This is a genomic window from Chitinophaga horti, assembly GCF_022867795.2.
In the GTDB taxonomy this organism is placed as follows: Bacteria; Bacteroidota; Bacteroidia; order Chitinophagales; family Chitinophagaceae; genus Chitinophaga; species Chitinophaga horti.
This window is the reverse complement of the sequence record NZ_CP107006.1, coordinates 4,528,544-4,552,159: the sequence shown is the minus strand read 5'-3', so window position 1 is coordinate 4,552,159 and position 23,616 is coordinate 4,528,544. Positions and strand designations below refer to the sequence as shown.

General features: G+C 50.3%; 24 protein-coding genes. 8 read left to right on the top strand and 16 right to left on the bottom strand.

Annotated elements, in window-relative coordinates; all coding sequences use genetic code 11:
* Positions 1-58: 58 nt before the first annotated feature.
* The 3 genes from MKQ68_RS18290 to ubiE are packed head-to-tail and all read right to left on the bottom strand — an operon-like array spanning position 59 to position 2,870.
* Positions 59-1,402 carry a dihydroorotase gene (locus tag MKQ68_RS18290; RefSeq protein WP_264280375.1) on the bottom strand — a complete coding sequence of 448 codons (1,344 nt, stop codon included), beginning with the start codon at positions 1,400-1,402 and terminating at the stop codon, positions 59-61.
* 53 nt (positions 1,403-1,455) lie between these two features.
* Positions 1,456-2,151, bottom strand: coding sequence for a type IX secretion/gliding motility protein PorT/SprT (gene porT / locus MKQ68_RS18285; RefSeq protein WP_264280374.1), 696 nt, complete (start codon positions 2,149-2,151; stop codon positions 1,456-1,458).
* Positions 2,124-2,870 (bottom strand): bifunctional demethylmenaquinone methyltransferase/2-methoxy-6-polyprenyl-1,4-benzoquinol methylase UbiE, encoded by a 747-nt coding sequence (gene ubiE, locus MKQ68_RS18280; protein ID WP_264280373.1) that lies wholly within the window; start codon positions 2,868-2,870, stop codon positions 2,124-2,126. The genes porT and ubiE overlap by 28 nt, the downstream gene beginning before the upstream one ends.
* An 87-nt stretch (positions 2,871-2,957) precedes the next feature.
* Between ubiE and yihA the strand changes: the two genes are divergently transcribed.
* A complete protein-coding gene (yihA, locus tag MKQ68_RS18275; protein WP_264280372.1) occupies positions 2,958-3,572 on the top strand; it encodes a ribosome biogenesis GTP-binding protein YihA/YsxC in 615 nt (204 codons plus the stop codon).
* Between the two features lie 63 nt (positions 3,573-3,635).
* Here yihA and MKQ68_RS18270 read toward each other — a convergent pair whose 3' ends face one another.
* The 10 genes from MKQ68_RS18270 to MKQ68_RS18225 all read right to left on the bottom strand — a co-directional run bounded on the left by MKQ68_RS18270 (position 3,636) and on the right by MKQ68_RS18225 (position 12,624).
* On the bottom strand, positions 3,636-4,106 hold the full coding sequence (locus MKQ68_RS18270) for a ribonuclease H-like YkuK family protein (protein ID WP_264280371.1): 471 nt from the start codon (positions 4,104-4,106) through the stop codon (positions 3,636-3,638).
* A 183-nt stretch (positions 4,107-4,289) separates the two neighbouring features.
* Entirely contained in the window at positions 4,290-4,658 is a 369-nt protein-coding gene (locus MKQ68_RS18265) for a CoA-binding protein (RefSeq protein WP_264280370.1), read from the bottom strand.
* A gap of 9 nt (positions 4,659-4,667) precedes the next feature.
* Positions 4,668-5,612: a TIGR01777 family oxidoreductase gene (locus MKQ68_RS18260; RefSeq protein ID WP_264280369.1), complete on the bottom strand. Its 945-nt coding sequence runs from the start codon at positions 5,610-5,612 to the stop codon at positions 4,668-4,670.
* Between the two features lie 55 nt (positions 5,613-5,667).
* Positions 5,668-6,174 (bottom strand): GbsR/MarR family transcriptional regulator, encoded by a 507-nt coding sequence (locus tag MKQ68_RS18255; protein ID WP_264280368.1) that lies wholly within the window; start codon positions 6,172-6,174, stop codon positions 5,668-5,670.
* An 82-nt stretch (positions 6,175-6,256) separates the two neighbouring features.
* Positions 6,257-6,643 (bottom strand): VOC family protein, encoded by a 387-nt coding sequence (locus MKQ68_RS18250; protein WP_264280367.1) that lies wholly within the window; start codon positions 6,641-6,643, stop codon positions 6,257-6,259.
* A gap of 116 nt (positions 6,644-6,759) precedes the next feature.
* The gene (locus tag MKQ68_RS18245) at positions 6,760-8,280 is read right to left on the bottom strand and encodes a flotillin family protein (RefSeq protein ID WP_264280366.1); all 1,521 of its coding nucleotides are present in this window, start codon (positions 8,278-8,280) and stop codon (positions 6,760-6,762) included.
* Positions 8,281-8,317: 37 nt separating this feature from the next.
* Positions 8,318-8,908 carry a hypothetical protein gene (locus tag MKQ68_RS18240; RefSeq protein WP_244842212.1) on the bottom strand — a complete coding sequence of 197 codons (591 nt, stop codon included), beginning with the start codon at positions 8,906-8,908 and terminating at the stop codon, positions 8,318-8,320.
* Positions 8,909-8,990: 82 nt separating this feature from the next.
* The gene (locus MKQ68_RS18235) at positions 8,991-10,655 is read right to left on the bottom strand and encodes a pyruvate dehydrogenase complex dihydrolipoamide acetyltransferase (protein ID WP_264280365.1); all 1,665 of its coding nucleotides are present in this window, start codon (positions 10,653-10,655) and stop codon (positions 8,991-8,993) included.
* A gap of 83 nt (positions 10,656-10,738) precedes the next feature.
* Positions 10,739-11,434, bottom strand: a complete 696-nt coding sequence (locus MKQ68_RS18230) for a hypothetical protein (protein WP_264280364.1) — start codon at positions 11,432-11,434, stop codon at positions 10,739-10,741.
* Positions 11,435-11,478: 44 nt separating this feature from the next.
* A complete protein-coding gene (locus MKQ68_RS18225; RefSeq protein ID WP_264280363.1) occupies positions 11,479-12,624 on the bottom strand; it encodes a DNA polymerase III subunit gamma/tau in 1,146 nt (381 codons plus the stop codon).
* 358 nt (positions 12,625-12,982) lie between these two features.
* Between MKQ68_RS18225 and MKQ68_RS18220 the strand changes: the two genes are divergently transcribed.
* From MKQ68_RS18220 to MKQ68_RS18205, 4 genes are read left to right on the top strand one after another with little or no spacing between them, the layout of a single operon-like run.
* Positions 12,983-14,173 carry an efflux RND transporter periplasmic adaptor subunit gene (locus tag MKQ68_RS18220; RefSeq protein WP_264280362.1) on the top strand — a complete coding sequence of 397 codons (1,191 nt, stop codon included), beginning with the start codon at positions 12,983-12,985 and terminating at the stop codon, positions 14,171-14,173.
* Positions 14,174-14,198: 25 nt separating this feature from the next.
* Positions 14,199-15,587 carry an ABC transporter permease gene (locus MKQ68_RS18215; protein WP_264280361.1) on the top strand — a complete coding sequence of 463 codons (1,389 nt, stop codon included), beginning with the start codon at positions 14,199-14,201 and terminating at the stop codon, positions 15,585-15,587.
* Positions 15,588-15,589: 2 nt separating this feature from the next.
* Positions 15,590-17,050, top strand: a complete 1,461-nt coding sequence (locus MKQ68_RS18210) for a TolC family protein (protein ID WP_264280360.1) — start codon at positions 15,590-15,592, stop codon at positions 17,048-17,050.
* Between the two features lie 51 nt (positions 17,051-17,101).
* Entirely contained in the window at positions 17,102-17,710 is a 609-nt protein-coding gene (locus MKQ68_RS18205) for a hypothetical protein (protein WP_264280359.1), read from the top strand.
* Positions 17,711-17,757: 47 nt separating this feature from the next.
* Here MKQ68_RS18205 and MKQ68_RS18200 read toward each other — a convergent pair whose 3' ends face one another.
* Positions 17,758-18,234, bottom strand: coding sequence for a DUF4920 domain-containing protein (locus MKQ68_RS18200; RefSeq protein ID WP_264280358.1), 477 nt, complete (start codon positions 18,232-18,234; stop codon positions 17,758-17,760).
* A gap of 70 nt (positions 18,235-18,304) precedes the next feature.
* Between MKQ68_RS18200 and MKQ68_RS18195 the strand changes: the two genes are divergently transcribed.
* Positions 18,305-18,832: a GNAT family N-acetyltransferase gene (locus tag MKQ68_RS18195; RefSeq protein ID WP_264280357.1), complete on the top strand. Its 528-nt coding sequence runs from the start codon at positions 18,305-18,307 to the stop codon at positions 18,830-18,832.
* Positions 18,833-19,010: 178 nt separating this feature from the next.
* Here MKQ68_RS18195 and MKQ68_RS18190 read toward each other — a convergent pair whose 3' ends face one another.
* On the bottom strand, positions 19,011-20,246 hold the full coding sequence (locus tag MKQ68_RS18190; RefSeq protein WP_264280356.1) for a purple acid phosphatase family protein: 1,236 nt from the start codon (positions 20,244-20,246) through the stop codon (positions 19,011-19,013).
* Between the two features lie 262 nt (positions 20,247-20,508).
* Here MKQ68_RS18190 and atpD point away from each other — a divergent pair, with 262 nt between their 5' ends.
* Both atpD and atpC read left to right on the top strand, forming a co-directional pair.
* Entirely contained in the window at positions 20,509-22,008 is a 1,500-nt protein-coding gene (gene atpD, locus MKQ68_RS18185; RefSeq protein WP_264280355.1) for a F0F1 ATP synthase subunit beta, read from the top strand.
* 46 nt (positions 22,009-22,054) lie between these two features.
* A complete protein-coding gene (atpC, locus tag MKQ68_RS18180; protein WP_264280354.1) occupies positions 22,055-22,312 on the top strand; it encodes an ATP synthase F1 subunit epsilon in 258 nt (85 codons plus the stop codon).
* A 408-nt stretch (positions 22,313-22,720) separates the two neighbouring features.
* Here atpC and MKQ68_RS18175 read toward each other — a convergent pair whose 3' ends face one another.
* A complete protein-coding gene (locus MKQ68_RS18175; RefSeq protein WP_264280353.1) occupies positions 22,721-23,272 on the bottom strand; it encodes a YqgE/AlgH family protein in 552 nt (183 codons plus the stop codon).
* Between the last annotated feature and the right edge of the window lie 344 nt (positions 23,273-23,616).

Below are 23,616 nucleotides of genomic sequence, written 5' to 3'. Positions count from 1 at the left end.
GGTTAAGGGTTTTTCCATAAAAGAGAAAGGCCGCCGTGTGTATACGGCGGCCTTTAAATTATCTCGCAAAAGTAATACGCTGACCTTTTTCACTTTCGTTAAACTGGCCGTTTTCATAAGCGAGATGCCCGTTCACAAAAGTGTGTGTAAGCCCCGCGGAGAACTGGTGGCCTTCGAAAGGGCTCCATCCGCAGTGGTAGTAAATATTTTCTTTGCTCACTTTTGTGCCTGCATTCAGATCAGCGATCACCACGTCTGCAAAGTAGCCTTCACGGATATAGCCACGGTCTCTGATCTTAAAACAGATTGCCGGGGCGTGACTCATTTTCTCTACCATCTTTTCGATGGTGAAGCGGCCCTGCTTCACGGCTTCCAGCATCATCAGCACGGTATGTTGTACTAATGGCACGCCGGAGGGGGACTGCAAATAAGGTTGTTGTTTCTCTTCCCAGGTGTGCGGAGCGTGGTCGGTGGCGATAATGTCCAGGCGATCGTCCACCAGCGCTTTCCACAACGCTTCGCGGTGTTTGGGTGCTTTGATGGCCGGGTTACATTTGATCAGGTTGCCGTATTGTGCGTAGTCGTCGGCGCTAAACCAAAGGTGGTGTACGCAAACTTCTGCGGTGATACGTTTTTCCGCCAGCGGCAGCATGTTGCTGAACAGCTGCAATTCTTTTTCTGTAGAGATGTGCAGGATGTGCAGGCGGCTGTCGTATTTCTTCGCCAGCTGTACGGCGGTAAATGAAGACTCAAAACAGGCTTCTTCGTTACGGATCAGCGGGTGATCGGAGGCTGACAGGTTATCGCCTTTATTGCGCTTGAACTGCTCCATGTTGTCGCGGATAATCTTTTCATCCTCGCAATGGGTGGCAATCAGCAACTCGGTACCGGAGAATATTTTGTTCAGCGTCACGAAGTTGTCCACCAGCATATTGCCGGTAGAGGAACCCATGAATATTTTTACACCGCATACACGGTCTTTCTTTTCGTTGGTGCGCAGTACTTCTTCCGCGTTGTCGTTGCTCACGCCCATGAAGAAGGAGTAGTTGGCGATGGAAGTATTGGCCGCGATGTTGTATTTCTCTTCGAGGCGCTCCTGTGTAATGGCTTCTGGTTTGGTGTTGGGCATCTCCATAAAGGTAGTAACACCGCCAGCTACCGCTGCGCGGGCTTCGGAGTGGATGTTGGCTTTGTGGGTCAGGCCCGGCTCCCGGAAGTGCACCTGGTCGTCGATGGCGCCGGGCAGCAAATGTTTGCCTTCGCCATTGATCTCCGTATAATTACTTTTTTCATTGATTTGCGGCGCGAGTTTTTCAATGCGCCCGTTGCGAAGCAGTACGTCCTGTACCTGCGTGCGGCCTTCATTAACTACCGCAATATTCCTGATCAAATAATTCTGCATGCCGCAAAGGTATTAAATCCTTGCGCGCCGTCAGTCTTTCAGCAGATTAAAAATCAACCTTCGAGGTGGATGGAAAATACGATCATACGGCTTTTCAGCTCTCCCATGTTGTTGGAGTAGCGAAGGTTGTTATCGCGCACGTGTACGTCGCCCAGGCCGTTACTGATCTTAAACTCGGGGGCAAAAATGAAGCTCTGGAAATAGAACTCGAAGCCCGCACCTACCTCATAGCCGTAGTCTCCTTTTTTTACCTTGACGAGATCCTCCGCCCGGCGGGCCCTGGCGTTGGAAGCGAGGTCATAGTCGTACTTCATACCGGCAATCGTGTATACACGCATGTTACGGATGCGGTCGGACTTAAACTTGATCTGGAGGGGAAAACTCAGCAGGATCGATTCGATGTTCTTTTCCGTTTCTACGGAAGGGTATTGTTCTTTATAGTACAGGTTCTTGGAAGCAAATACCAGCTGCGGATTAAAACGCAGGTCGAAACGCCTGTTCAGGCGCAGGTTAGCCAGCAAACCGAGGTTAAAACCAATGGTTTTAAGCGGTTCTATTACCATCACCGTATCCTGGCTAAGGAAGCGGTCGGAGTGGTAAAGTTTGAAGTTCGACTGGTTAGTAGCTAGGGTAATACCGAAGTAGTAGGGCTTTTGATCATGTTCTTCCATGTTCAGCTGCGCACTTGCCGGTAAATAGGTTAAACACAGGATAAGCAACCCTATCGGGTAGCGCAATAAACGGAACATATGCCGAAAGTTAGTGTTTTGCATGTAACAGACTGATAGCCAATTCCATTCAGGATGCTCACCATGGCTTTCCCCTGCGGAAAAGCTTTTACGGAGTCGGGGAGATAACTGTAGGCGGCTTCGCTTTTGGCTACATATTTCCCGATGAGTGGGGTAATGTAGCGGAAATAAAAATTATACAGCTGTTTCACAGGAAATACGGTAGGGTTGGAAAATTCCAGGATCACTACTTTACCGCCCGGCTTCAGTACACGCCTCATTTCTGACAGGCCTTTTTCAAGGTTTTCGAAATTGCGTACTCCAAAGGCAACTGTTATGGCATCAAACGTTGCATCGGGGAAACTTATTGTTTCGCTATCGCCCGACTGAAGGGTGATCTTGTCGCTGAGACCCAGTTTTTCTACTTTCTGGCGGCCTATCTGCAGCATGCCTTCAGAAATATCGATACCGGTAATTTTTTCGGGACGAAGGCGTTTTTCGGCCAGGATGGCAAAATCGCCTGTGCCGGTTGCCACGTCCAGCATGGTTTTAGGCGCCAGGGACTTCAGTTTGTTGAGGGCTATACGTCGCCAGATACGGTCAATTCCGAGCGACATAAAGTGGTTCAGGAAGTCGTACCTGAACGCGATCTGGTCAAACATGCTCGCTATCTGCTCCTTCTTGCTTAATTTTGACTCCTTGAAAGGAATCACTTTTTGAACTGTCTCGATATTTGCCATAGGCTGCAAAGTTAGCTAAAAAAGGTTTTCGGTTGCTTTCAACGTTGCTCAAAATAGGGGGCGCATCAATATTTAAAAGGAAGAATAATGGAAATGATCATCAAATCAGCAGAATATATTATCAGCAGCCCCGATTGGGAAAAATGCCCTGCGCCCGACCTGCCGGAATACGCCTTCATCGGTCGCTCCAATGTGGGCAAGTCCTCGCTGATCAATATGCTGACGGGCCGTGAAAAGCTGGCAAAAACATCGGGTACGCCGGGTAAAACACAGCTAATCAACCACTTCCTCATCAACAAACAATGGTACATTGTCGATTTGCCAGGGTACGGCTTCGCCAAGGTGTCCCAGTCACAGCGTCGCCAGTGGAGCCAGATGATCGAGAACTACCTGCGTAAAAGAACCAACCTGGTAAACATTTTTGTACTTATCGACAGTCGCCATACGCCACAGCAAATTGATATCGACTTTGTAAACCAGCTCGGTGAATGGCAGGTGCCTTTCAGCCTCGTGTTTACCAAAGCTGACAAATCCACGCAGCTGGAGGTGAGCCGCAACATCAAAGCATTCCTGAACAAACTGCGCGAAAACTGGGAATTCCTTCCGGCGCACTATGTAACTTCTACCGTAAAAAGAATGGGAAGAGATAAGATACTCGAGTTCGTAGATGAGTTAAACGCGAGGTTCCGGGGGCTGGCATAAGGGTGACGATGGCGCCTGGTGCATTTCTGCACCAAAAAACGAGGCTGATATCCTGCCTTACTTTTAGTTCACGATCTTATTAGCACAGCAGCTGCTGGCGAAAGCTTCCGGTTTTGCTTTAAAGGCAAAGCCCATCCCCAGGATGTAACCCATGGCTTCGCGCAGGGCCAGGTTGCTTTTGAACTGCGGGTTCGTGTTAATGTCCGCATGTACTTCCATGTCTACATCATACTCCGTAAAGAGGTCGCATAATTCGTATGCGATCTCGATGCTTTTGGCTACTTCCACGAGCATACGTTCTTTAATAGAATATACGTCGCGGGTTTTGTAGTTGTGAATGAACATAAAGCCGCCATGGCCTTCGCGCAGGAATACGATCACGGTCGCAAATTCCGTCTCGGCTCCTTTTACCTGGGAATCAGTCCCGATACAAACTTTAAGGTGATACTGTGCCGCCTCTCTTACGATGGCGCGTCTTACTTCATCTTTGATGGGCAGGTTGATGGGCTCTCCGTTGAATCGTCTCCACTTCATAAAATGTATGTTTAATGGGTGAATAAGCCGAGGGTAAACGATGCCTGTCTGTAAGTCTTTTGCCTGTCTGGCGATGCGGGTTAACGTGCTTTCACTTCGGTTGCTGTATGGCAATGGATGCGCTATACGCTTAACCGAATATACGAAAAAAAGGAAGTGGTCGTATGAAGGGAGCATTAAGTTTTAGTACTGGCCGGTGCCGAGCATGACGAGCGTACAGGCTTCCAGCGTTTCAATGCCTTGTTGCTGCGCCCTGGCTTCCAGTTCGGGGTTTTCTGTTCCCGGGTTAAAGATGATGCGTTTTGGGCGCAGGCTGAGGATGTAATCGTAGTATTCCTGCTGCCGCTGCGGGTTCATGTATAACGTGATCGTATCTACGTTCTCCAGCGCGGGATGTTCTGCGATCACCGGTGTACCGTTGATGTCGCCTGTTTTTTTACCGATGGCCACTACAGGATGATTATAGGCACGCAGGCGGTTTACGGCTAAAAAACTATACCTGTCCGGGTTTGGCGAAGCGCCTATCACAACTGTCAGTTTCGGTTCTTTCATGATCTTAAGTTAAAATAAATGATACCGCCGCCTGGGTAATTCGCTCAATATATCTTCCAGTGCCGGCCGCAACTGCGCATGCCTGAACCGGAAGCCTTCCTGCACGAGGCGGGCGGGTATGACCCAGCGGCTTTTGATAATGAGTTCAATTTCCGTACCGATCATTACTGCCCCCATGCGCAACAGCCATTCTGGCGCAGGTAAACCAATGCGGCGACCGGCAGCCTGGCGCAGGGTGCGCATAAAGGTTTCGTTCGTAACAGGTTGGGGAGCAGAGCAGTTGTAGGTGCCTTGTGCTTCCGGTGTTTCGTAAAGCCATTTGGCAAGTCTGCAGAAGTCTTCGATATGCACCCAGCTAAACATCTGGTGACCGCTACCTTGCCTGCCACCCAGTGCAAACTTCACGAGGTTGAGCATCGGCATTAAAGCACCGCCTTTGGGGCCGAGTACGATGGCCGTACGCAGCGCCACTTTGCGGGTATGTGGTGTTTCCTGTTCATAAAACGTTTTCTCCCACAACTTGCACACTTCTACAGAGAAACCGGTGCCTATGTCGCCATTGCGCTCGTCCATAGGGCGATCTTCAGCATGTCGGTAAATCGTGGCAGATGCGGCATTGATCCACAGGGCAGGAGGGTTGGAGAGGCGTTTGATCGCTTCGCCGAGCACGCGGGTACTGTTCACCCGGCTGCTGAATATCTCCGCCTTGTTACGTTCGTTGTACCGGCAGTTCACACTTTTACCTGCCAGGTTGATGAGCAGGTCGGCCTTGTCTAGTTCGCGGTACCAGCTGGTGAGGTGTTCGCCATCCCATTTCACATAACGTGCATATTGGCTATGAGGTTTTTCCTGGCGCGTAAGTATCACCACTTCGTTCTCCAGGCCGTAATACTCCGCCAGGGCCTCGCCCATAAATCCTGCTCCACCTGCGATAACGATCTTCTTATTATTCATGACTAGTGTAATTCTGAACTTTCAGTAAGTAATGAAACATTTGAGCAAAAAAATATTACTTGAATACCTTCAGCAAGGTGCTGTAGAACCAGTTTTCTTCTGCTTTGATGAATGCATTGAGGGTATTGTCCGTTTGTTGCGCAAAACGATTAATGTTTTGGATCGACTCACGAAATGCTTTTACGTGTTTGTCTTTCTGATCACCTTCTACGGTGGAAAGTGCGTTCAACACCTTCAGGATCGGGTCCAGTTCGCGCTTTTTACGCTCGCGGGCGATAGCGGTACCTACTTTCCAGATGTCTTTTTCCGCGGCGAAGTATTCCTTGCGCTCGCCTGGTACCAGCACTTTATCCACGATGCCCCAGTTGATCAGCTCCCGTACATTCATGTTGGTGTTACCGCGGGAGATGTTCAGTTCCTCCATGATCTCATCGGCGCTCAGCGCGTCGGGTGCGATCAGCAGGAGTGCGTGGATTTGCGCCATGGTACGGTTAATACCCCATTGCGCTCCTAAAGAACCCCAGGCCTGGATGAATTGTGCTTTTGCATCAGTGAACTTCATGCCTCAAATGTATGGCTATGTTTCCGAACTTTCAAAAGAATCTGAAAGAAAGTATAAAAAATATCAACCTGCATGCCGTCAATCACCCCATCGAATGCAACGCCACCCTATTCCCCTCCGTATCCTGGAAAACGGCGTAGTAGCCCATATCTGCCTGTTCGGAAATCAGCTTTTTGTCCAGCTCTATTTTACCACCGGCTGCCGGTACACGGTTAAGCACGTCGGAGAGGTCTGCGCCCGCATTCAGATAAACCAGGCTACCCCGCTGGCTGGGTAAGTAGTCAGGTCCCTGTACAATGGCGCCGCCAATACCGCGTTCCGCATCGTAAGGGAAAAGTGCCAGCCTGTCTGAGCCCATTTCCATTTCCTGCATTTCGCAATTCAATATCGTGGTATAAAATCTCTTCGCTCTGCTAAAATCATTCACGGGAATCTCAAACCAGCTAATAGCGTTTTTGGGTGCTTCCATGTTAAGTTTCAGATGTTTTGAAGGGGTATTACTAATATACAACTTAAATCATAGCCTGGCTGAAAAATTAAGGGCCGGCCACATTGGACCAGCCCTCACTATAAATCGATATGCAGTCAGGATTCCACTACCTGTACGGTATCGTCGCCCTTCGTTTTCTCTTTGCCAAGAAACTCAGGCAGGTCCATACCCGCCATGTTGAAGATGTCTTTCAGCGGGGGAACGGATTTATACAAACCGCTGATAAAATTAGCCGTAGAGCCTTTGCCGTCGCCATTTGCATGGCCGCCTTCCCAAACGGTAACCTTGTCGATCTTGATGTTTTTGATCGCATCGGTCTGCATTCTTACCAGTTCGGGCAGTTTGTCGGCGATGAGGAGCAGTGCGGCATCCTTACTATTGTTGCCGGCTGCCTGTACCACACGGTTCATACCTTCGGCCTGCTTCGTCAGGATCTCGAACATACCTTTCGCTTCCGCTTCCATTTTCAGGAAGATCGCGTCTGCCTCACCTTTTGCTTTCTGTCGGATCTTTTCGGCTTCTGCCTGCGCTTCGATGATGGCTTTTTGTTTCTGGATTTCTGCAGCTACCACGATGTTAGCTTCCTGGGTGGCACGCTCCCTGGCCGCACGGGCGGCTTCGGCTTTTTGCTCTGCCAGGTACGACTCTTCGAGTGCTTTCGCCGCCTGTACCTTCTCAGCCGCCGTAGCTTGTTTCAAAGATTCAGCTTCGCGTTCGCGACGGGTGGCCTCCGACTGTGCGATCTGGATCCTCGCATTGTTCTCACCCTGGATGGCGGAGGAGTTAGCCTCTGCAGATTTGATACGGGTATCTCTTTCCGCTTCGATTTTACCGATGCTTTCGTCACGCTGCGCGCCGGCGATCAGGATTTCCTTGTCTTTGTTCGCACTGGCGATCATTGCATCCCTGTCACGCGTGGTTTCAGCGATCTTAATGTCCTTTTCCTTGTTAGCTTCTGCTTTACCAATTTCACCAAAACGCTCCTGTTCGGCCACGCTCTTTTTGGCTTCGTTGATCGCTTTTGCGGCGGCTTCTTTACCCAAAGCCTCTATGTAGCCCGATTCGTCCTTGATGTCGGTAAGGTTCACGTTAATCAGTTTCAGACCGATCTTTTTCAGCTCGGCTTCCACGTTAGCGGCTACGTTCGACAGAAATTTATCGCGGTTGCTGTTGATTTCCTCGATGTCCATGGTGGCTACCACGAGACGCAGCTGACCAAAGATGATATCTTTCGCCAGATCGTGGATCTGCGGGCGTTGCAGGCCCAAAAGACGTTCAGCAGCGTTGGTCATTACCGCCGGTTCGGTGGAAATTGCCACGGTAAAACGCGAAGGCACGTCGATACGAATGTTCTGTTTACTCAGTGCATTCGTCAGGTTTACCTCGATAGAGGTTGGTGTAAGGTCCATGAAGGAGTAGTCCTGGATGATAGGCCAGATAAAGGCCGCGCCGCCATGAATACATTTGGCGCTCAGGTTACCTTCGGAGTTAGAACCTACTTTACCATAAACGACCAGGATGCGGTCGGAAGGACAGCGCTTGTAACGGCGGAAAAGCGCGTAAATAAAAACGAAGACGAATAATACCGCAAGCAGTATAGGCATTAAGGTATACATATAGATAAAAAATGGTTTTCAGGTGAAGGGAAAAAGATTAGCTTTTGGTGACAAGTAACAGGCCGTCATTCAATGATTGCTGCACGCGGATACGGCTATGGCTGGGCAGATCTGCCAGGTCGTCGGTAAGTGCGTCCAGTTCGCGGATGCCGCCCTGTATACGGATGTGTACCTTGCCAGTGCCAGATCTGCGACCCGGAATGGTGAGGTATACCTCGCCGGTTTGACCAACGGCGTTTTGCAGGTTCATGGTGCCGCTATGGGATAACTTGCTGGTGTAGTAAAAGAGCAGCGACATAATAACCATCATGGCCAGTCCCGCAATAACGGAGATCACGAGCGTACCGAGGTTGCCCATGCCGGAGTTAATGCAGGCGAGTCCCGTCCAGCCAAGGATGGTAAAGAAGGCCAGCATGTTTTTCAGCGTAAAGAACTGGAAGCCGATACCATCGTCGCCGGATACCGCGTCGTCGGCGTCGCCAACGGAGCCGTCATGTTCGCCGCCGAGCAGTGTAATGCCCATCTGCAGCAGGAATAGCAGGGTAAAGATGATCGTAACCACCCAATAGATCTTTTCGAAAGGAGCGTGTGCTGCCCACCAGGCGTCGACGTCGAGTAACAGGTACATGGATAAAACAATTTGGCTCAAGATAGCATAAAAAAAGCGCAGTGTAAACTGCGCTTTTCCGTAGGTAAATATGTAAATGCTTCTAAACGAGCATTGTAACCGGGTTTTCGAGGAAACCTTTTAAGGTCACCAGGAACTTAGCTCCTACAGCGCCATCCACAGTGCGGTGGTCGCAGGTGAGGGTTACCTTCATGATATTGGTCACTTTAAACTGGCCTTTTTCCGCCACAACTACCTCTTTGATGCCGCCTACAGCAAGGATCGCGGAGTTAGGTTGGTTGATGATCGCCGTAAAGTGATCGATACCCATCATACCCAGGTTGGATACGGTGAAGGTGCTGCCGCTGAATTCATTCGGCTGCAGTTTCTTGTTTTTAGCTTTATCGTACAGCACTTTCGCGTCTGCCGCGATCTGGCTGAGTGTTTTCTGATCAGCGAAACGAATGGTCGGAACGATCAGACCTTCGTCTACAGCCACGGCAGAACCGATGTGCACGTGCTGGTTCATGCGGATAGTACCGCCCTGCCAGCTGCTGTTTACGTAAGGGTGCTGACGCAGTGCCATTGCCGCAGCTTTGATCACCATGTCGTTGAAGGAGATCTTCACAGGAGATACTTTGTTCAGCGCTTCCCTGTTCTTCATCGCCTCGTCCATGTTGATTTCCATGGTGAGGTAGAATTCGGGAGCAGTGAACTTGCTTTCACCGAGGCGTTTAGCGATTACGCCACGCATCTGTGTAACCGGGATGTCTTCGTAAGATTCCTGGCCAGGTACGAATGGTGCAGCCTGTGGAGCAGCAGCGCCGGAAGCGGCAGTCGTTGCAGCAGGAGCAGCTTTCGCGGCTGGTGTATAGTTGTCCACATCTTTTTTCACGATACGGCCATTGTCACCGGAACCGGTTACCTGGTTGATATCGATACCTTTATCTGCGGCCAGTTTTTTAGCGAGGGGAGAAGCTTTCACGCGGCCACCTTCGTTGCTGGAAGCAGGTGCTGCTTCGGCAGGAGCGGCGGTGGCGGCAGGAGCAGCATTGGCAGCCGGAGCGCTTTGCTGTTCGGCAGCTTTAGCCGCAGGCGCTGCGTTGCCACCTTTTTCGGCGGCGAGGATAGCGTCTACGTTAGTGCCCTGTTTACCTACGATGGCGATGATGCCGTTTACTTTGGCTGCTTCACCTTCTTTTACACCAACGTGCAGCAGGGTACCGTCAGCATAACCGATAACCTCCATAGTGGCTTTATCGGTTTCTACTTCGGCCAGTACATCGTCGGATTTAACGGTGTCGCCTACTTTTTTATTCCAGGCAACGATTTTGCCTTCGGTCATGGTGTCGCTGAGCAGCGGCATCCTGATCACAGTTGCATTTTTGAGGGCTTCCGCTACGGCAGCGTCGTCGGCTTTAGGAGCAGGAGCAGCTTCCGCGGCAGGCGCTTCGGCTTTGGCAGGTGCGGCTTCTTTTGCAGGAGCAGCAGCAGTTGCGCCGCCTTCCAGCAGGGATTTGTAATCCTCGCCTGGTTTACCCACAATGGCAATGATATCATTTACCTTCGCAGCCTTTCCTTTCTCTACGCCTATATATAAGATGGTGCCGTCCGCATAACCCATTACTTCCATGGTAGCTTTGTCGGTTTCCACTTCAGCAATAACGTCGTCGGATTTAACGGTGTCTCCTACTTTCTTATGCCATTCCGCAATCACCCCTTCGGTCATCGTGTCGCTCAAAAGGGGCATTCTGATAACTTCTGCCATAGTGTTTCTTCAAAATTTTGCCCAAACCTACATGTTTTTGCGCAAAAACGCAACGTAAGAGTGGTCCTGTGTTTAAAAATGAGCTAAAAATCAAGTTCCATGCCCAGGCTGTCCTTCAGTTCCCTGATGAGCGGGTACTTTTCTACCATCTTCAGGTATTGCTCCTTACTGGATAACCTTTGCGGGCCGGCGTCTACTTGTTCCTGCTGCTTACTCTCGTCGAGCAACAAGGTTACGGTTAAATCTTTATTCCTGAATTTCTGTTTAAAAAACTCCGAGATGGCCAGCTTTTCTTCCTCCAGGAAGCGCAACATTACGATGTTACGGCTGATGAGCGCGATCTCCTGTGGTTCGGGCAGCTGTATCTCCGCCAGTTGCAGGTTACTCACTACGCTGGTACGTTTTGCCTGTCGGTAGGTGTCGATAAACTCCTCCCAGTATACAGACAGTGCGCCCAGTGTCACCGGTATGCTTGTCACTACTTCTGCACTCTGCTTGGCTGCCAGGGCCTGTTTCATGGCCGCCAGCCCGGTCAGTTTAATGCCCCCCGGCTGTGTTGCACCCGCTGTAGCGGCAGCGGTGGCAGCCGGTTTTTGTATGGGCGTAGGTGTTACGGTCGGCCGTGCCGTAGCGGCAGGTGGTGGCGTAACGCCGTTCTCTATGGTCAGTTTAGGTGCCGTAGCAGGACTGCCCCCGTTTGTGGGGCGTGCAGGCGCTACTTCGGTTGATGCGATGGCGTCGGGTGCGGCGGCTACCAGTTTGCCGGATGCAGCCACCATAAAGGGAGCACGCAGGCGTTGTGGCGCGCCGGCTACGTCACTAGTTAAGTTTTTTTTAACACCTCACCGTTCTGGTCGTTGCTCACCAGGGTTACTGCTTGTTGCAGGTAACAAAGTTTGATGAGCGCCATTTCCACGTGCAGGCGTTTGTTGCGCGCCATACGGTAGTTGATCTCGGTCTCATTCAGCAAATGAAGGGCCGTTATCAGGTATTGAGGGCTCACTTTGGCAGACAGCTGCTTGTAACGGTCTTTCAGGTTAGCGGATACTTCCATCAGGTGTAACACTTTTTCGTCTTTACACACCAGCAGGTTGCGCAGGAACTCTGCCCAGCCGCCCAGGAAGTTGTCGCCTTCGAAGCCTTTCTGTAATATCTCGTCGAAGATGAGCAGCGCGCCGGCTACATCCTGTTGCATCACACAGTCCATCACTTTGAAGAAATAGTCATAGTCGAGGATGTTCAGGTGCTCGAGGGTATTTTGGTATGTCAGTTGGCCCGCAGTGAAACTTACTATCTTGTCCAGTGTGCTGAGCGAGTCGCGCATACAACCATCGGTTTTTTGCGCGATCAGGTGCAGGGCGTCGCCTTCTGCGGAGATGTGTTCTTTCTCAACTATCTCTTTCAGGTGGTCGACCGTGTCCTGTATGGTGATACGTTTGAAGTCGAATATCTGGCATCGGCTGAGGATAGTGGGCAGGATCTTATGTTTCTCGGTGGTGGCCAGGATGAAGATCGCGTAGGAGGGCGGTTCCTCCAGCGTTTTCAGGAAGGCGTTAAAGGCCGAGGAACTGAGCATGTGCACCTCATCGATGATATAGATCTTGTATTTGCCTGCCTGTGGCGCAAAGCGTACTTGTTCCACCAGCGTACGGATATCGTCTACCGAGTTATTGGAAGCGGCATCCAGCTCGTGAATGTTGAAGGAAGCGCCGTCGTTGAAGGACTGGCAGCTCTGGCAGCTGTTACAGGCTTCGCCGTCGGCCAGGGGCGTTTCGCAGTTGATCGTTTTGGCCAGGATACGCGCACAGGTGGTTTTACCCACGCCCCGCGGACCGCAGAACAAGAACGCATGCGCCAGCTGACTGTTGCGGATGGCATTCTTTAATGTCGTGGTAATGTGGGCCTGGCCCACTACTGTTGAGAAATTCTGAGGGCGATACTTCCTTGCTGATACGATGAAATTTTCCATAAGCTAACTGCACTGCAAATGTCGAAATTAAGCACAATATTGTTAAGAAAAAACTTGCACCTACGGGTATGCTTATCTAGCTGCTATTTGATTGATAATTTTGGCTTTACAAATAATAAGCAGCTGTTTACCATCGTTATTGACCCGTTCGGCACAATTAACGTTTTGTTAGATATATGGCCGCTACTTTTATGGAATAAAGAACCCGACGCATCTGGTCCCTGTGCAGCTTATCACCTTAATATAAACAAACGGAACATTCCATTATTCACGCATCACTGTTATCAGTTTAACCTATGTTGAAGAAAAAAGGTGGCTCATTGCCGCACTAACTGGCCTCGCCGCAATTGTTGCCTACGTGGTTTGGGGAAATAAAACGGTGGCCGAAGGCCTGAGCGTTAAAGTAGCCAGGTCCAATTTCAGGGACGTTGTCATTAGCCCCGGAGAACTGATGGCCGAAAACACAGAGTATATCAACGGCCCCTCCGATCTTCAGTCGAACCAGATTTATGAAGATATTAAAATCCAGGACATGGTACCGGAAGGTACTTTCGTAAAGGCTGGCGACCGCATCGCCTCGCTGGACCCTACCCTGGTGAACAAAAAGATACAGGAATGGCAGGCCGAGCTGGATCGCGCCGCCGCCACAGTAGCGCAGACGGCACTGGATACGGCGCTTTCCATGCGTGAAGCCCGTGATGGAATTACGAATCTTAAATTCCAGATGGAGCAGAAACGGCTCGCGCTGCAACTGAGTAAGTACGAGCCGCCCGCCACCATCCGCCAGGCCGAGATCGACCTGGAGAAAGCGGAGCGCGACCTCAAACAGATGGAAGAAAACAACCAGCTGAAACAACGGCAGGCGGCTTCCAAAATGCAACAGGCAAATGCGGTGGTAAATCGGTTCCAGATGCAAATCAATGACCTCAACGACCTGCGTGGCCGTTTTGAGATTAAAGCACCGAAGAACGGACTGCTCGTATACATCAACGACTTCAGCGGTAAAAAGAAAACAGGCTCCAGCGTTCGTCCCTGGGACCCACGCCTGGCTATGTTGCCCGACCTCTCCAGCATGCTGTCAAAAACTTACATCAACGAAGTGGATGTGAGCAAGATCAAAAAAGATCAGAAGGTAGGCATCAGCCTCGATGCATTTCCCGAAGTAAAACTGGACGGCATTGTAAAGTCAGTGGCCAACATAGGTGAAAACCGCCCTGGTTCGAATGCGAAAGTGTTCGAGGTGATGATCCGCCTCAATAAGGTGGACTCGATCCTGAAGCCAGGTATGACTACCGCCAACACGATCCTGATCAACGAAGTGCCAAACAAGCTGCTCATCCCACTGGAAGCTGTGTTCTCGGAAAAAGACGGGGCTAAAGATGTGAGCTTCGTATACCAGAAGCGTGGCGGTGCGATCGAGAAACGCGAAGTAAAACTCGGCCGCTCGAATGATGAATCGGTGATCGTAGACAAAGGTGTAGCAGAGGGCGATGAGTTGTTGCTCACAGAGCCCGCATCTGCCAAAGACCAAAAGGTGAAACGCCTGTAACCCTCACTTTTAAAGCACATCAGGCATGTTAACAATTTTGGGTACCCGTAATCTTAATAACCTGGGCATTGCGCTCGACTCGCTGGCCGCTAACCGGCTACGATCGTTCCTCACCGCCCTGGGCATCATTTTCGGCGTGGGGGCGGTTATTGCCATGCTGGCCATCGGTAAGGGCGCCAAGGAAGAAATCCTGAACCAGATGAAGCTCGTAGGCGTGAACAACATCGTTATCAAACCGAAAGAAGAAGGCGGTAAGGATGGAAATGCCGCAGCAGGCGGGCAACAGTCCGAAAACAGCGATGCAAAAGACCAGCAACCGCAGGAACAGAAAAAGCGACGTTTCAGCCGCGGACTCACCCTGCAGGACGCACAGAACATCCGCAACATATTACCGTCCGTTGAAGCGATCAGCCCTGAAATGCTGCTCGACCAGGACATTATTTATCGTGGTAAAAGCGGCAAACTTAAGATGGCCGGCGTAGAACCCGCCTTCTTCAGCATCAACAATATCGGCCTTTCCTCCGGCGCAATGTTTAACCCCGGACAAGAGGAGCAGGGTGAAGCCGTATGCATCATCGGCAGTGGCGTAAAACGCAGGTTCTTCCTCACTGAAGATCCTATCGGTAAAAGCATCAAGTGTGGTACGCAATGGCTGAAGGTCGTAGGCGTGACAGAAGAAAAGTACATCAGCGACGCTACGAAATCAAACCTCGGCATACGCGATTACAACATGGATATTTACATTCCCATTCGCACGATGTTGATCCGTTACAAGAACCCCGCGGTGCAAAACACTGGCCTGCCCGAAGGCGTGTACTATAGCGAGGAAGCACTTGCCGAATTGTCTGCCAACGCCAAAACGCAGCACCAGCTTGACCAGCTCGTCGTAAAAGTAAAAGAAGGCGAACACCTGGGTCAAACAGCCAACGTCATCAACCGTATGTTGAAGCGCCGGCATAGCGACGTTACAGATTTCGAAATGACCATCCCGGAAGAGCTGTTAAAACAGCAACAGAAAACGAAGGATGTGTTCAATATCGTATTGAGTGCAATTGCCGGTATATCACTGCTGGTAGGCGGTATCGGGATCATGAACATTATGCTGGCGTCTGTACTGGAGCGTACCAAGGAAATAGGAATACGTATGGCGCTGGGTGCGCAGAAGAAAGATATTGTGATGCAGTTCCTGTTCGAAGCAGTGCTGATAAGCCTTTGCGGCGGCATCATCGGCATCGTTCTCGGCGTATTGGGAGCTTACCTGGTGGATAAGATCGCCGACATCCGCACCCTCATATCCGGCGTAAGCATCTTCATTTCCTTTGTGCTGGCTTCTTCCGTAGGATTGGTGTTCGGTATCTCTCCTGCACGTAAGGCATCTAATCAGAACCCTATCGAATGTTTAAGACACACCTGATCATGAAATTGATAACCACTTGTTTTACGGCGTTGCTGTTCACCCTCTCCGCCCGTTCGCAACAACTTACGCTGCCTAATGTGATCATGCAGGCGCAAAAAAGTTCACCGTCCTATTACAGGGCGCGCAGTAATGCGATGAACAGCCTGTACACCTTTCGGTATTACGTGGCGAACAGGCGGCCGCAGCTGCGACTGACGGCTGATAATACGAGCAGCTTTCTCGGTAATATATCCAGCATACGCCAGCCTGATGGTAGTTATGCTTTTAATAAAAGTTATTTCTCTTACACCAGCGCAGGTATGTCGCTGGACCAGATCGTACCATTTACCGGCGGTACTTTTTCATTGGAAACGAATCTGCAAAGGAATGATTTGTTCAGGCCCGATACGGTGAGTTTCCTTTCTACCCCCTTCTCCATCCGCTATTCACAACCGATGATCCTCTACAATCCTTATAAATGGGATAAGAAGATCAGTCCATTGCTGTACGAAGAGAGTACCCGCCGGTATGTGGAAGATCTGGAACGCGCCGCCCTCGAAGCGACCGGCTATTTCTTCGACGCCCTCACCGCGAGGCAGAACGAGCTGATATTACAGGCCAACGTGGCTAACACCGACACGCTGTACAAAATTTCGAAAGGCCGTTACGAACTGGGTAAGATCGCAGAGAACGAATTGCTACAGATCGAATTGAACCTGCTGAATGCACAAACCGCCCTGGAACAGGCGCAGCTCAGCAAACAAATGGCTTATAGAGAACTTACACGTTTCCTGAATATGCCGAAGGATGCAGACATTGATGTGATTGCCCCTGCCGACGTGCCGCAATTTGTGGTGGTGATGGAGCGTGCCGTGAGTGAGGCCAATACGAATCGCCAAGCCGTACTGGAGTTTCGCCGCCGCCGCATACAGGCCGAACGCGACGTGGCAGAAGCCCGCGGCAGCAACGGTTACCAGTTTAACATGCAGGCCAGCCTGGGCCAGAGCCAGGACGGTGCTACGATCAAAGACGCCTATGCCGGCCGCGCCCTGCAACAAAACCAGTTGCTAAGCGTAGGTGTTTCCATTCCCATTGTGGACTGGGGCAAGTCACGTTACCGCGTAAAGCAGGCTAAAGCTAATGCCGAACTGGTGGAGATCGACGTACAGCAGCAGGAGCGTAGTTTTGAACAGGAAGTATTTCTTCAAACGCAACAGTTCAACATCCAGAAAAAACAACTCGCCAGCGCCGCCAAGGCCGATACTATTGCCGCGCAACGTTACGAGATTACGAAGCAACGTTACCTGATCGGCAAAATATCCATCACGGATCTAAACCTCGCCCAACAGGAAAAGAACCAGGCCAGCCAGGGTTATGTGACCGCGCTGCGCTCCTTCTGGAATGCGTATTATACGGTGCGGGTGCTTACGCTGTATGACTTTGAGCGAAATGAGCGGATAAGTTATGAGTTTGTGGAGTAAATCCCTGGGCATACTACAGAATGGCATCATTTTTTCATTCTCCTATGCATTATGAAAGGACGAAACCTGCTATTCTATAGCATTGCCGCCATACTGGTACTCGTTTTCGGGATTAACTCCTACCGCGAGAACCGCCGTGCGGCCCGCTTTTACCGTGAAAATGAACGGCTGCTCCGCGAAAACCGCGACCTGCGCGCCAGTGTTGAAATGACTTCGGGCACCGCCCGGCAAATTGCTGCCCGTAAGGATATGGTGCAGCACCAGGCCGACCAGTTCGTAGATCAGCGTACGTATTACCGCCATAACTGGAAGCAGTTCGTGTCGGTATCTACCGGCGATTACCGCACGGGGCTTATCGGTGGCATAAAAGACCTCGATATCATCGTACAAAATCAAACCGAATACCCTATTGATAATGTGGTGGTCACTGTGCAGTATATCCGCAATAAAGGCAAGGTTTTTAAAACGGAGGAATACACGGTGCGCAGCATCAACGCAAAAGGGAAAGGCATCGTGAAAGCGAGTAACAGCCGCAAAGGTATGAAGGTGGAAGTGTCACTGAAAAGCGTAACCAGCCAGGCGATGAACCTGTGTTGGTCGAAAGATAAAAAGGTGGCGGCAGATGATCCGGATCCGTATTTATGCACCAATCTGCAATAAAAAAAAGGCGCTTCGTTCAGAAGCGCCTTTTTTGTATGATCATCTAATCATTTCACCACGTAAACCCCGTCAGCCATAAAGGTGATGTCGGTTTTAGGTTGTGTGATCTTTGCAATTTCTTCTTTGCTTTTACCGGCATCTTCTGCGTAGTGTTGCAGGCGTTCAACCGAAGTTTCTTTTACCTGCGCTACACCGTTTACCACCACGGTTTTACCAACTATATCCTGCGGCATAAAGAAGCCATAGTCTTTAAAGCGCACCATTACCGGGTCGCCGTTCGGGCGGGTCAGTTTCATGAAGCAGCCTTTCTTTTTACAAACTTCCACTACGGTGCCTTCAACTTTACCGTTATAAACGGTGTCGGTTTTCAGTTTGGCTTGCAGATCGGTCATTTTAATAGCATTGCTGGCATTCGTAGGTTGGCCATAGGTTTGACCTGGTTTTGCGGATGCGATCTTGTCCTGGGCAAAAACAGCAGCGGTGCTGAGCATACCGGCTACCAGGAAGCATAATGTTTTTCTCATTGTTCAAGTTTATCGGTTCCAAAGATACGGATAATCGCATACTTGGCACAAGCTGTGTTATCTTAGTAGCATGTTGTCTTTACACCCCTCCACCGCCGCTGCTGCCGATGTGCAGTTGTTATTCGAATCGTCCTTTCCCCTGGCCGAGCGCCGTGATTGGGAGCCGCAGCTGCAATTCCTGGACGAAGGCCGTCTGAAGCTGTCGCTGCTGCAAAAAGACGGTACATTCATCGGCTTTCTGTTCTACTGGCCGCTCGACGGGTTCACGTACATCGAACATTTTGCCATCCTGGAGTCTGCCCGCGGTGCCGGCATCGGTTCCGAGGTGATGGCCCTGTTCTGCGACACCTTTCACGCAATCGTGCTCGAAGTGGAACTGCCCGACACCAAAGACGCCGAGCGCCGCCTCCGTTTCTACGAGCGTGCGGGCTTCCAGGCGTTTCCGTATCCCTACCACCAACCGCCTTACCGCCAGGGCGAGCGGCCTATCGACATGCTGCTGCTGTATAAAAACATGGGTGACGGCCACGAGGTGTTCCGCCGTGTCCGTTCCGAGCTGCATACCCGTGTGTACATTTGCCGGCCTTATGAGTCGTAGCTTTTGGTAACCAGCTTTGGGCACTTTTCTCAGCCGCCGTTGTGTCACTCACTTCAGCAGCATTTCCCCTTCCCGGCTGCGTAACCACTGACTCGAAGACCGGCGCGGAGGTTCGCTTCTCATTCGCGATAACGGAAAATTGCTGCGCAACACTAAAGGCCACATCGTTCAGCAACCGCTATCGCTTCGTTTTCAATTGCAGTTTGCCCACCTCTGTACCATCGTCCTTCCACATGCGCAGATGAAGCTCCGTTTGCGTCGCTTTCACTTTGATCAGCGTGCGATTGCCTTCTTTAGGACCGCCGCCAATCACGATGGGATAGCTATGGTCGGCTTGCTTTTCGTGTACGCCGTATTTATGGGTATGACCGCTGATGAGCAAGTCGATCTTCGCTTGCTCGAAGATGGGGCCGAACTTCGCGCGGCAGTCCATCGGGCCATGCCAGTCGCCGGAGTGGTAGTGGGGGATGTGCATCATCACTACGCGGAACTTCGCTTGCTTAAAGGCGGTTGATTGCACCACTCGCTTCAGCCATTCGGCCTGCTGGCTGCGGTAGCGGTCGAAATCCACGATGCCTGCATAAACGGGCGTATCGTCTGTTTTGTCTTCGCCGGTGTCCAGTACGGTGAAGTGTACTGGTCCCCAGGTGTATTGGAAGTAGTTGCGGTGCTCGGGATTGTCGAAGTGCTCGTGCAGGTGCATACGGTATTTACCACGGGTTTCGTGATTACCTCTCACGAAAATGAAAGGTGCCGAGGTGCTGAAATGCTCGCCCAGCGGCGTCAGCATGTGATCAATGACCTGCTGCTCGTCGGTCTGGTAGTCGAACATGTCACCGTTCAGGAACAGGTAATCGGCTTTTTCGCCTTTGTTTAAAGCCAGCAGCGCCCCGAAAGATGCCGGCCGGTCATGTATGTCGTTCAGCACCAGCCAGCTTACTTCTTTGGGTGATAGGGCCTGGGTGGTAAAAGTATACACCTCGCTTTCGATCGTATCGCCGTAGGTGAGTTTATAAGGCAGGAACTCCGTAATTTCTTTTGACTTGACGCGGTAGCTATACGTCGTACCAGGTTTCAGTCCTTCCAGCGCGATCTTATTCAGCCGCTCGTAAGCCTCCACCATACCGTCTGTGAGATGGTGCGCCTTTTGGTCCAGCTGCCCGTTCTCCCCATATTCCACCCAGCTGTAGCAAGGTTTGGCGGTAATCCACATAATGGTCATCGAAGTAGGGGTGGGGCACTGCAGGTAAGGTTTGGTGGCGAACGTGTGGCCGGCAGCCACCAGGGGCGCATCTTCCGGCAGCCCGCCAGCCTTCAATGCGGCCGGGGCGATGCCTAACCCCACGGCACCCAGCAGTCCGGCTTTGGAAAGGTTACCTAAGAAGTCGCGGCGGTGTAGTGATTTGTTCTTCATGTAATAGATCTTTTAAATGTGTTGATGTGAGGCGGTCTCCAAAGTAATACGCTTGAAATTTTATTTTCCCCCATTTTGTGACAAAAGGCGCGTTAAATAAATATTATGACCGATATTGCCTGACTTTTGTCAGGTTTTTCATAGGGAGGAAAAGAAGTTTAAAAAATGAGGGCATTACGGTGTTCGAGGTTTTTGATTTTCTGTTTCTAACCCTTACCTTTGCGCAAAATTTAATAAAACCGCACTATAAATCTCGTTTAATATGCCTAACGCAGGTAAGATCAAACAAATCATCGGTCCCGTAGTGGACGTGCATTTTGAAGGAAAATTGCCGGAAATCTACAACGCCCTGGAAATTACCCGTGATAACGGTCAGAAATTAGTCCTGGAAGTGCAGCAGCACCTCGGAGAGGACAGCGTTCGTACCGTAGCCATGGATTCCACAGACGGTCTCGTACGTGGTATGGCGGTAGTGGACAAAGGTGCTCCCATCAAAATGCCTGTTGGCGAACAGATCAAAGGTCGTTTGTTCAATGTGGTAGGTGAAGCGATCGACGGTCTGGGTGATATCGATAGCAGCAATGGTTATCCTATTCACCGTCAGCCACCTCGTTTCGAGGATCTCGCAACCGATACTGAAGTACTGTTCACTGGTATTAAAGTAATCGACCTGATCGAGCCATACGCAAAAGGTGGTAAAATCGGTCTGTTCGGTGGTGCGGGTGTAGGTAAAACCGTATTGATCCAGGAGCTGATCAACAACATCGCAAAAGGTTACGAAGGCTTGTCCGTATTCGCCGGTGTAGGTGAGCGTACGCGTGAGGGTAACGATCTGATGCGTGAAATGATCGAAGCTGGTATCGTTAAATACGGCGAAAAATTCAAACATTCAATGGAAGAAGGCGGATGGGACCTGTCTGCTGTAGATAAAAAAGAGCTGGAGCAATCACAGGCTACCTTTATCTTCGGTCAGATGAACGAACCTCCTGGCGCACGTGCACGTGTGGCCCTGTCTGGTCTTACCATTGCAGAATATTTCCGTGATGGAGATGGTACTGCAGGTGGTGGTAAAGACATCCTCTTCTTCGTAGATAATATCTTCCGTTTCACCCAGGCAGGTTCCGAAGTATCCGCGCTGTTAGGTCGTATGCCTTCTGCGGTAGGTTACCAGCCAACCCTGGCTACAGAAATGGGCCTGATGCAGGAACGTATCACATCCACTAAAAACGGTTCCATTACCTCCGTACAGGCGGTATACGTACCAGCGGATGACTTGACCGACCCGGCTCCGGCAACTACCTTCTCCCACCTGGATGCGACTACGGTATTGAGCCGTAAGATCGCTGACCTTGGTATCTACCCTGCGGTGGATCCATTGGACTCCACTTCCCGTATCCTTTCTCCGAGCATCATCGGTGAAGCACACTACAACTGTGCACAAAGGGTGAAAATGATCCTCCAGCGCTATAAAGAACTGCAGGACATCATCGCGATCCTGGGTATGGACGAGCTGAGCGAGGAAGATAAACAGACAGTATCACGCGCACGTAAAGTACAGCGTTTCCTGTCTCAGCCTTTCCACGTAGCAGAGCAGTTCACCGGTCTAAAAGGTGTACTGGTTCCGATCGAAGATACCATCAAAGGTTTCAACATGATCATGGACGGCGAAGTAGACGAGTGGCCTGAAGCAGCGTTTAACCTGGTGGGTACTATCGAAGACGCCATCGAGAAAGGTAAAAAACTGCTGGAATCCGCTAAATAAGCGCTTCTAAAGGTTAACAAGTAACAATCACGCAACGCATTCAATCATGTTATTAGAAATATTAACACCGGAAAAAAAGCTTTATTCAGGCGAAGTGTACGGTATTCAACTGCCCGGCGTGGACGGCTCTTTCGAGATCCTCGACAAACACGCGCCGCTGATCGCTGCGCTGGCTAAGGGCAAAATGAAGGTGTTGGCGGACAAAACCCGCGCAGAACATTACGTTATTGAAGGCGGTTTTGTGGAAGTACTGAACAACAAAGCTACCGTACTGGTAGAAGGTGTTGTGGCAGGCGCCAAATAATAAGATCATCGAAGAAAAGCAAAATAGCAAAGGGCCGGGTAAGATTACCCGGCCCTTTGTGTTAATCCATTAATTCTTGTATGACAGTCCGGCCGGTAAGACTGCAGGCCGGGTTACCTTGGTCACAGATACACGACAACACATGCCTGGTGGCAGTGCCTCGTATATGAAACCCTGAAGTAGTTTGATCAGACGGTTGAAATTTGGCCGAATTAGCCACAGGTAGGGGACGGGGACGAAAAACAACTATAGCCATTCGTAAGTTACCCCAAATAGTATCCCCGCGGTTGTTCATTCCTGTTCATTTTGAGGAAGGCCTGTTGAAAGATGAACAAGGCCGGCAAGGAATAGTGCGTCGAGGGTAGATAAGCTTACAGCGCTGGCCACTGTCACCCCACAGCTGCATGGTCAATTCAAAGAAGGATCTGAAGGGAAGTTCGCCATCATCGCAAAGGAATGCCCCAGGTTCTTGAGCGCCTGCTTCCAGATGTCCTGCTCCTTCTCCTTAAATACAAGCGGAGCGCTGATATGGGAGAGTATCCAGCTTTTATCTTTAAACTCTGTTTCCAGTTGGCCGCTGCTCCAGCCGGAGTAGCCGATGAAGAATTTGATCTTGCTGAGGTCGATCTTCCCCGAATTGATGAGTTCTACCGCAGCATCAAAACGTCCTCCCCAATATAAACCGGGTACGATTTCGAAACCGCCTTCTATCAGCTCGGGTAACTGATGCACGAAATGAATAGTATCCTGCTGAACCGGGCCGCCATTGTAAACGGGAATGTTGGGGGGAATAATGTCCGGGATCAGTTCATCGAGGCGTTGGTCAAAGAGTTTGTTCAGTACAAAACCGAAGCTTCCTTTTTCCTGGTGTTCGCACAACAGTATAACGGAACGGGCGAAATTCGGATCTTTTAAGAAAGGGTCCGCAATCAATAATATTCCTGGCTCTAACTGGATCATACACTAAACTTTTGCTTGCGTTCTATCCAAATTTAGCTAATTGAGCGGAAGATGAGAAGGGTATATAAAAAAAAGAAGGAGGCTAGACAACCCCCTTACCATTTTATCAACCAAAATCTAAATCGCTTATGGAATTAATCCACGTCGATGTATGTAGAAATTTTAAAGTCTTATTTAATCAACTAATACTTCATAATCAAATTTAGTACCAGTTTGCAAGGCAAAGTTAGGTAAAGTGCATTGATTTACGACGTAAATTTTGCGTTAAAGTTACGTTAAAGTGATATTGTTTTCGTAGAAAGCGCATGGATGCGCCTTTGCGCGCTTTAATTTTGTATCATTGT

Excerpts from the sequence above, each read along its gene's own strand:
- MKQ68_RS18260 (WP_264280369.1), bottom strand. The coding sequence starts at position 5,612 with ATGAATAATAAGAAGATCGTTATCGCAGGTGGAGCAGGATTTATGGGC.
- MKQ68_RS18250 (WP_264280367.1), bottom strand. The coding sequence starts at position 6,643 with ATGGAAGCACCCAAAAACGCTATTAGCTGGTTTGAGATTCCCGTGAAT.
- MKQ68_RS18240 (WP_244842212.1), bottom strand. The coding sequence starts at position 8,908 with ATGTACCTGTTACTCGACGTCGACGCCTGGTGGGCAGCACACGCTCCT.
- MKQ68_RS18190 (WP_264280356.1), bottom strand. The coding sequence starts at position 20,246 with ATGAAGAACAAATCACTACACCGCCGCGACTTCTTAGGTAACCTTTCC.
- MKQ68_RS18290 (WP_264280375.1), bottom strand. The coding sequence starts at position 1,402 with ATGCAGAATTATTTGATCAGGAATATTGCGGTAGTTAATGAAGGCCGC.
- MKQ68_RS18175 (WP_264280353.1), bottom strand. The coding sequence starts at position 23,272 with ATGATCCAGTTAGAGCCAGGAATATTATTGATTGCGGACCCTTTCTTA.
- MKQ68_RS18205 (WP_264280359.1), top strand. The coding sequence starts at position 17,102 with ATGAAAGGACGAAACCTGCTATTCTATAGCATTGCCGCCATACTGGTA.
- ubiE (WP_264280373.1), bottom strand. The coding sequence starts at position 2,870 with ATGGCAAATATCGAGACAGTTCAAAAAGTGATTCCTTTCAAGGAGTCA.
- MKQ68_RS18230 (WP_264280364.1), bottom strand. The coding sequence starts at position 11,434 with ATGGTGGCTGCATCCGGCAAACTGGTAGCCGCCGCACCCGACGCCATC.
- atpD (WP_264280355.1), top strand. The coding sequence starts at position 20,509 with ATGCCTAACGCAGGTAAGATCAAACAAATCATCGGTCCCGTAGTGGAC.
- MKQ68_RS18255 (WP_264280368.1), bottom strand. The coding sequence starts at position 6,174 with ATGAAGTTCACTGATGCAAAAGCACAATTCATCCAGGCCTGGGGTTCT.
- MKQ68_RS18235 (WP_264280365.1), bottom strand. The coding sequence starts at position 10,655 with ATGGCAGAAGTTATCAGAATGCCCCTTTTGAGCGACACGATGACCGAA.
- MKQ68_RS18195 (WP_264280357.1), top strand. The coding sequence starts at position 18,305 with ATGTTGTCTTTACACCCCTCCACCGCCGCTGCTGCCGATGTGCAGTTG.
- MKQ68_RS18245 (WP_264280366.1), bottom strand. The coding sequence starts at position 8,280 with ATGTATACCTTAATGCCTATACTGCTTGCGGTATTATTCGTCTTCGTT.
- MKQ68_RS18225 (WP_264280363.1), bottom strand. The coding sequence starts at position 12,624 with ATGGAAAATTTCATCGTATCAGCAAGGAAGTATCGCCCTCAGAATTTC.
- atpC (WP_264280354.1), top strand. The coding sequence starts at position 22,055 with ATGTTATTAGAAATATTAACACCGGAAAAAAAGCTTTATTCAGGCGAA.
- MKQ68_RS18270 (WP_264280371.1), bottom strand. The coding sequence starts at position 4,106 with ATGAAGTGGAGACGATTCAACGGAGAGCCCATCAACCTGCCCATCAAA.
- MKQ68_RS18215 (WP_264280361.1), top strand. The coding sequence starts at position 14,199 with ATGTTAACAATTTTGGGTACCCGTAATCTTAATAACCTGGGCATTGCG.
- yihA (WP_264280372.1), top strand. The coding sequence starts at position 2,958 with ATGGAAATGATCATCAAATCAGCAGAATATATTATCAGCAGCCCCGAT.
- MKQ68_RS18265 (WP_264280370.1), bottom strand. The coding sequence starts at position 4,658 with ATGAAAGAACCGAAACTGACAGTTGTGATAGGCGCTTCGCCAAACCCG.
- porT (WP_264280374.1), bottom strand. The coding sequence starts at position 2,151 with ATGTTCCGTTTATTGCGCTACCCGATAGGGTTGCTTATCCTGTGTTTA.
- MKQ68_RS18200 (WP_264280358.1), bottom strand. The coding sequence starts at position 18,234 with ATGAGAAAAACATTATGCTTCCTGGTAGCCGGTATGCTCAGCACCGCT.
- MKQ68_RS18210 (WP_264280360.1), top strand. The coding sequence starts at position 15,590 with ATGAAATTGATAACCACTTGTTTTACGGCGTTGCTGTTCACCCTCTCC.